The 6,098-nt window shown below is 56.6% G+C and carries 5 protein-coding genes and 1 pseudogene; 2 read left to right on the plus strand and 4 right to left on the minus strand.

The features are described from left to right. The first annotated feature begins 37 nt into the window (after nt 1-37). Nucleotides 38-796: a 3-hydroxybutyrate dehydrogenase gene (locus tag VAE55_RS14980; protein ID WP_322816544.1), complete on the plus strand. Its 759-nt coding sequence runs from the start codon at nt 38-40 to the stop codon at nt 794-796. Between the two features lie 32 nt (nt 797-828). Here VAE55_RS14980 and VAE55_RS14985 read toward each other — a convergent pair whose 3' ends face one another. The 3 genes from VAE55_RS14985 to VAE55_RS14995 form a co-directional block, all read right to left on the minus strand. Next, on the minus strand, nt 829-1,764 hold the full coding sequence (locus tag VAE55_RS14985; RefSeq protein WP_322816545.1) for a bifunctional riboflavin kinase/FAD synthetase: 936 nt from the start codon (nt 1,762-1,764) through the stop codon (nt 829-831). Nucleotides 1,765-1,782: 18 nt separating this feature from the next. Next, nucleotides 1,783-4,683: a DNA mismatch repair protein MutS gene (gene mutS, locus VAE55_RS14990; RefSeq protein ID WP_322816546.1), complete on the minus strand. Its 2,901-nt coding sequence runs from the start codon at nt 4,681-4,683 to the stop codon at nt 1,783-1,785. A gap of 172 nt (nt 4,684-4,855) precedes the next feature. Beyond that, the gene (locus VAE55_RS14995) at nt 4,856-5,086 is read right to left on the minus strand and encodes a hypothetical protein (RefSeq protein ID WP_322816547.1); all 231 of its coding nucleotides are present in this window, start codon (nt 5,084-5,086) and stop codon (nt 4,856-4,858) included. A 40-nt stretch (nt 5,087-5,126) separates the two neighbouring features. Between VAE55_RS14995 and VAE55_RS19175 the strand changes: the two are divergent. Then, nucleotides 5,127-5,614 (plus strand): annotated as a pseudogene (locus VAE55_RS19175) (transposase); the annotation flags it as partial. A gap of 14 nt (nt 5,615-5,628) precedes the next feature. On the opposite strand, the gene VAE55_RS19180 reads toward VAE55_RS19175, so the two are convergent. After that, nucleotides 5,629-5,946, minus strand: a complete 318-nt coding sequence (locus VAE55_RS19180; protein WP_416181210.1) for a transposase — start codon at nt 5,944-5,946, stop codon at nt 5,629-5,631. Nucleotides 5,947-6,098: the final 152 nt, after the last annotated feature.

Genomic DNA, 6,098 nt, shown 5'->3' on the forward strand with positions numbered 1-6,098 from the left:
ATGTATCGCTCTGTCATAACCAGAGGAGGTTACAACAATGGGTGATAAGGTTGCACTCATTACCGGTGCCGCCAGTGGCATCGGCCTAGCCTGCGCCGAGCGCTTCGCCGCCGATGGATATCGCGTTGTTCTGGTTGATCTCCCAGGTGCAGCTGGCGAAGCAGCCGCCGAACGTTTGGGTGGCATCTTTGTCGGTGTTGATTTAGCCATGCAGGCCGGATGTCGGCAAGCGGTTGATGCAGCGCTCAATGCGTATGGTCGGGTTGACGTGCTGATCAACAATGCCGGCTTTCAGCATATCGACGCTATCGAAGACTTCCCGGAAGAGCGTTGGGAGACAATGATTGCCGTGATGTTAACGGCACCGTTTCGGCTTACCAAATACGTCTGGCCGGGGATGAAAGCCAACCGCTGGGGGCGAATTGTCAATATTGGCTCGGTACACAGCCTGCGTGCCTCACCGTTTAAGAGCGCCTACATCTCGGCCAAGCACGGCTTACTCGGTCTAACGCGAACTGCCGCACTTGAGGGTGGTCCCTACGGCATTACCGTCAACCTGATCGCACCGGCCTACGTCAGAACACCGCTGGTCGAGAAGCAGATCGCCGATCAATCACGCACACGGGGCATTCCCGAAGATCAGGTGATCGAGAAAATTATGCTTGAACCGGCAGCCATCAAGCGTCTGATCGAACCGACAGAAGTGGCCGGGCTGGCGGCGTTTCTCTGTTCAGATGCGGCAGGGGCGATAACCGGTTCCGTGTACGAAATGGCGCTAGGGTGGACGGCACGTTAGCGCTTGATCGCGGGCAGGATCAAACCTGCCCGCTACGAAGTCGTCTCTAGTCCCAGAATCGACCGCGCCTCGGTGACATCACGGGTAATTTGTGTCACTAGATCATCGACACTATTGAACCTCCGTTCATTCCGCAGTCGCATCAACAATTCAAGACGCAGTGGCTGATTGTACAGATCACCCTGCCAGTTAAGCAGATGAGCTTCAACTACCCGTTGTGTTCCGGCAAACGTGGGACGCACCCCGATGTTCGCCACTGCCGGCACCATCGTCGAATCTGACAGATACGCGCGACAGGCATAAACCCCATTGGCCGGCAATACCACATCACTGCTCACTTGAACATTCGCAGTGGGAAAACCAATCTGGCGACCACGGCCATCACCGCGGGTGACAACCCCGCGGAGGGCAAACGGACGCCCAAGTAAGGCACCAGCGCCGGCCACATTACCGGCCAGCACCAACTCACGAATGCGCGATGAGCTGACCGGGATGCCGGCCACCGTATACTTACTCAGGGCGCCGACTGAGAATCCCAACGCACGGCCAATCTCCATCAGGCGCGGAATATCTCCTTCGCGTCCCCGTCCCATCGCAAAGTCCTCGCCAACCCAAATCTCGCGCACCGGCACGGCTGCCACAATCTGCGCCATATATTCGGCAGCTGTCAAATTGCGAATAGCAGATGTGAACGGGGCAATAATCAGCAAATCCGGTTCAAGACGACGGATCTGCTCAATCTTCTCGTCCAGATCACTCAACAACTGCAACGGCTGACCGGGCTGCAGGACAGCACGCGGGTGCGGTTCCCATGTCAACACCGCACTTAACATATCAAGGGCACGTGCCCGTTCAACCGTCGTCCGAATCAACTGCTGATGACCCAGATGCACACCATCAAAACGGCCAATCGTCAACACCGTCGCCCGGTTGGCCAGGCCGGGAGTAAGGTCACGGGCGATCTGCACAGATGTCTTGCTCCATTTCTATCCCTGCCCGGCCAGTCGCTGAAGTTCGGCTAGCCGGTTTAACGCTTCAAGCGGAGTCAGCTCCTCGATGCGAAGCCGACGTAAATACTCTACCACCGGATGCGGTGCCAGATCAAAAAACGATAATTGCATCCCCTGGTCGGTTTCCTGCGCCGGCACAACAACCGGTACCGGTGGGGCAGGTGGTTTTGTAGGTGAGGATACTGGACGCTGACCTTCAAGCTCAGCCAGCAAAGTACTGGCCCGCCGAATCACCTCGGGCGGGATACCGGCCAGCTCGGCGACGTGGATTCCGTAAGAGCGATCAGCGCCACCGGGTCGCAATTCATGCAAAAAGACCACCCGACCATCACGCTCCACCGCCGCCATATGATAATTACGAACCCTGGGCAACTCACGTTCGAGCGCGATCAACTCGTGGTAATGGGTCGCAAACAGGGTTCGACAGCCCAATCGCGGGTGATCGTGAATATACTCCACGACGGCACGAGCAATCGCCATACCATCGTACGTACTGGTTCCACGGCCAACCTCATCAAGAATGATCAACGAGCGCGGAGTGCTCTGCATCAACAGCGCTGCCGTTTCAGTCATCTCGACCATAAATGTACTCTGGCCGGTCGCGATATCATCTTGAGCACCAATCCGGGTAAAAATGCGGTCAACCAGACCAATCTCAGCCTCATCAGCCGGCACAAACGAACCAATTTGCGCCATCAGCGTAATCAAAGCCACCTGACGCAAAAATGTACTCTTACCGGCCATATTCGGCCCGGTGATAATCAAAATCTGTGCCTGTTCGCCATCGAGATCAATATCATTCCCGATAAACGGCTCACTGAGGGTACGTTCCACCACCGGATGGCGCCCCTGCTTAATTCGCAACACCCGATCGGTGCGCAATTGTGGCTGCACATAACGACCACGCACAGCAACCTCGGCCAGAGCAGCCAGCGCATCAATGCGCGCAACTGCCGCAATTGCAGCGCGTAACCGATCAAGATGGTGTTGCAACTCATCACAAAGCTGCTGAAAAATATCACGCTCAAGATCGACCAGCTTCAGACGGGCATCACTCAGAAGCCCTTCATAGTACTTCAACTCTTCGGTGACATAGCGCTCGGCGTTTACCAGCGTCTGCTTACGTTCGTAATGTGACGGGATCAACTTCGCATCAACGGTGCGCGAAATCTCGATATAGTAGCCAAACACCTGGTTATAGCCCACTTTGAGCGAACGGATACCGGTTCGCTCACGCTCCTTGCTTTCCAGGCGATCAATAAACTCCTGAGCGTGACGACTAGCCCGAATCAACGTATCGAGACGCTGATCAAAACCGGGGCGAATCACCCGCCGTGGCCGTTCGCCACCCTCTTCGGCTGCGCGCAAATAATTCGACGAACCGAGCAACGCCGGCGGATCATCATCAAGCGCCCGTTCGAGCAGGTCAAGCACATCGGCGCAGACATTGAACACCAGCGGCGGCTCACCGGGCATCTCAGCGGCGAGCAGATCGGGCAACAGCGCCTGCACCGCCTGCGCAACAGCGGGCAACTTACGCAACGCCGCCCGCAACTGCACCATATCACGCGGCGTAGCGACCGTGATACCCTGCGCAATCCGATTGAGTGCCCGTTCCATATCGGGCAAATCGGCAAGCGCCGAACGCACCTCCAGACGAGCCATCGTCTCAGCCACCAGACGAGCGACGGCGTGTTGACGCACCTGAAGCGGTTCGATCACAATCAACGGCTGCGTAATCCAACGGCGCAACAAACGCACCCCCATCGCAGTACAGGTACGATCAAGCACCGCAATCAACGACGCCTTCGCTCCCTGGCGACCACCACTCTCGAGTAGCTCCAGATTACGGCGGGTTTGCGGATCGAGCAGCATATACGCACCAGTATGATACACGCGCAAAGCACGCAACTGACTCACGCGCTGACGCTGAGTAACCTGCGCATACTGCAACAACGCACCGGCGGCCCGGGTAGCGAGTGGACACCCGTCCAGACCGCACACCGCCAGCGCCGGCAGTGCCAAATGCTCACACAACACCTCAGTCGTCGTCGCCAACTCCCAACGCCAAAGCGGCCACTCCGTCACATACCCCTGCGTCCAACTCGCCGCACTCGCACCTTCCAGACGGCGTGCCACCCGCTCGTGGGGCAGCAGCGCCTCACGCTCATCCTTCGTCAGCGGTGCCAAATCCTGACTAAGGCGGGCCTGCACCGGTTCTAGATTAGGCAACCGTAACGACTCATCATCGGGCACCAACACCTCAGCCGGTGACAGCCGGGCCAGCTCGGCTTGCAACTGCATCAATGCCCAGGCATCGGTAAACTCTGCCGCAGCGAACTCACCGGTAGAGAGATCGGCATAAGCCAGACCAACCTTACCCTGTTCAACAATCACTGCAGCGAGATAATTATTCGCACGGTCGGGTAACATTGCCGGATCGATCACCGTACCCGGCGTGATTACCCGCACAATTGCCCGCTGCACCATCTTCCCGCTACTCTCGACCGGCGTCAGCCCAGCGGCATAGACCGAGCGCGGTCGCGTATCATTACGCATCGCCTCCGTCTCACTCAACTGCTCGGCGATAGCAACCCGATACCCGCGAGCGATCAACTCAGAAACATAGCGATCCACAGCGTGATAAGGCATCCCGGCCATGGGCGCATACAGCTTCTGCTGATCTTTCGGCAACCGCTTATCAACTGCATACTCCTTGCGCGTCAGCGTTATATCAAGCAATTCAGCAATCAACTTCGCATCATCATCAAACGTCTCATAAAAATCACCAAACCGAAAGAGAAGGATTGCATCAGCGGCCTCCTCTTTCAGCTTACGATACTGTCGATACCAGGCGTGCAACTCAATAGTAGCCATGGGAATTATCGCAGAACACCTTCAGCAAACGCGGCACGATCATGCTCGCGTAATGATAGCACATTCTGGTAGGGGAGTGGTTTCGGTGCGCTCCTGAGTGGGGAGTGGGGAATGGGGAATAGGGAATAGGGAATAATAGCGGTTTCAGGCTGACACCCTGACACTTTTAACATCAGCGTTTTGGCAGGCAGGGAAGTAAGCGAATGGGGCGTAGAGACGCGGAAAAAGCTGAAAGGCGTTGCGGAAAAGTGGCAATACAGTAGACGAGCCAGCGCGGGCCGAGTTGAAAGACACTTAGCTCACGCTTCCATCCGGGATCAAACTGACGGCATTGCTCGGTCTCCAGCACCTCCTCGCCCAGTTCGTGACACCATACGGTGACGATAGTGACTGTCAGCAACATCCGCTCAATCCGGGCCGCATCGTTGAGCTTAGAGGCTGTTATGGACTTTTCGGTTCCGCTCGTGCATTACAACGCTGTGACACGAAAAGCGTATCCTAGTGATGTTTCCGATGAGAGGCGGAAATACCCCCTGTGCGACGTCTCCAACGGGCTGCGCTCCATGCTGCGCACAGGTGCGCCGTGGCGGATGCTGCCCACTGACGTGCCGCCGTGGTACGTGGTGGATCACCAGACCCAGCACTGGCTGACGGCAGGGGTGTGTGAGCAGATGTTGCATGCGGTGCGGATGCTGCTGCGCGACATCACTGACCGCACGCCCCGGCCTCGTGCCGTATCGTAGACAGTCGGGCGTTGCAATCGACGCCGGAACACGGGGGATGTGCTGGCTACGATGGACACAACCGGCGCAACGGAGCGATGATGCACCTGGACGTGGATACGCTGGGGCAATTGCTGGCTGTTTTGGTCAAACCAGCCAACGAACAAGACTGGGCGCAGGTGGCGGCGCTGGCTCACCGTATGCATGACCGCCTGTTTTTTGGTCACCGGCTGCGCACGGATAAGCACGCACAATCGTAGAATCGCATACCATGTTCCATATCCAGGTCATCAGCAACGTACTGAAGCATTCGTTCCCAGACACCCTGGTCACACCAGTGTGCAAAGCGCTTGTACACCGTGTTCCATTTTCCGTAGTCGGCTGGCAAAAGCCGCCATTGGGCACCGCTCCGGCTTATCCAGAGTACCCCTTCAATGGAACGGCGACTGTCGGCCTCATTGCCGACATAGACGTGCGGGTCGCTTTTCAAGAATGCCCGGATTTTTATCCATTGTTCATCACTGAGTTTTACCGTTATCATGTGACCAGGCTACACTCTTTTTGAAATGTCAACAGAACCTAGCAAAATAAGCTCAACATGTCAATATGTAGAACTTGCTCTGTTGCAACCATTGATTAAATGTGGTAACAATGGCTTATGCACCCGCGAGCAAGCCGTTCTGGCAACGTTGC

The organism is Chloroflexus sp., from assembly GCF_034432675.1.
Lineage (GTDB): Bacteria > Chloroflexota > Chloroflexia > Chloroflexales > Chloroflexaceae > Chloroflexus.

Bases quoted from the DNA above. Each gene is read 5' to 3' on its own strand.
- VAE55_RS14980 (WP_322816544.1), top strand. From the start codon at position 38: ATGGGTGATAAGGTTGCACTCATTACCGGTGCCGCCAGTGGCATCGGC.
- mutS (WP_322816546.1), bottom strand. From the start codon at position 4,683: ATGGCTACTATTGAGTTGCACGCCTGGTATCGACAGTATCGTAAGCTG.
- VAE55_RS14995 (WP_322816547.1), bottom strand. From the start codon at position 5,086: ATGTTGCTGACAGTCACTATCGTCACCGTATGGTGTCACGAACTGGGC.
- VAE55_RS19180 (WP_416181210.1), bottom strand. From the start codon at position 5,946: ATGATAACGGTAAAACTCAGTGATGAACAATGGATAAAAATCCGGGCA.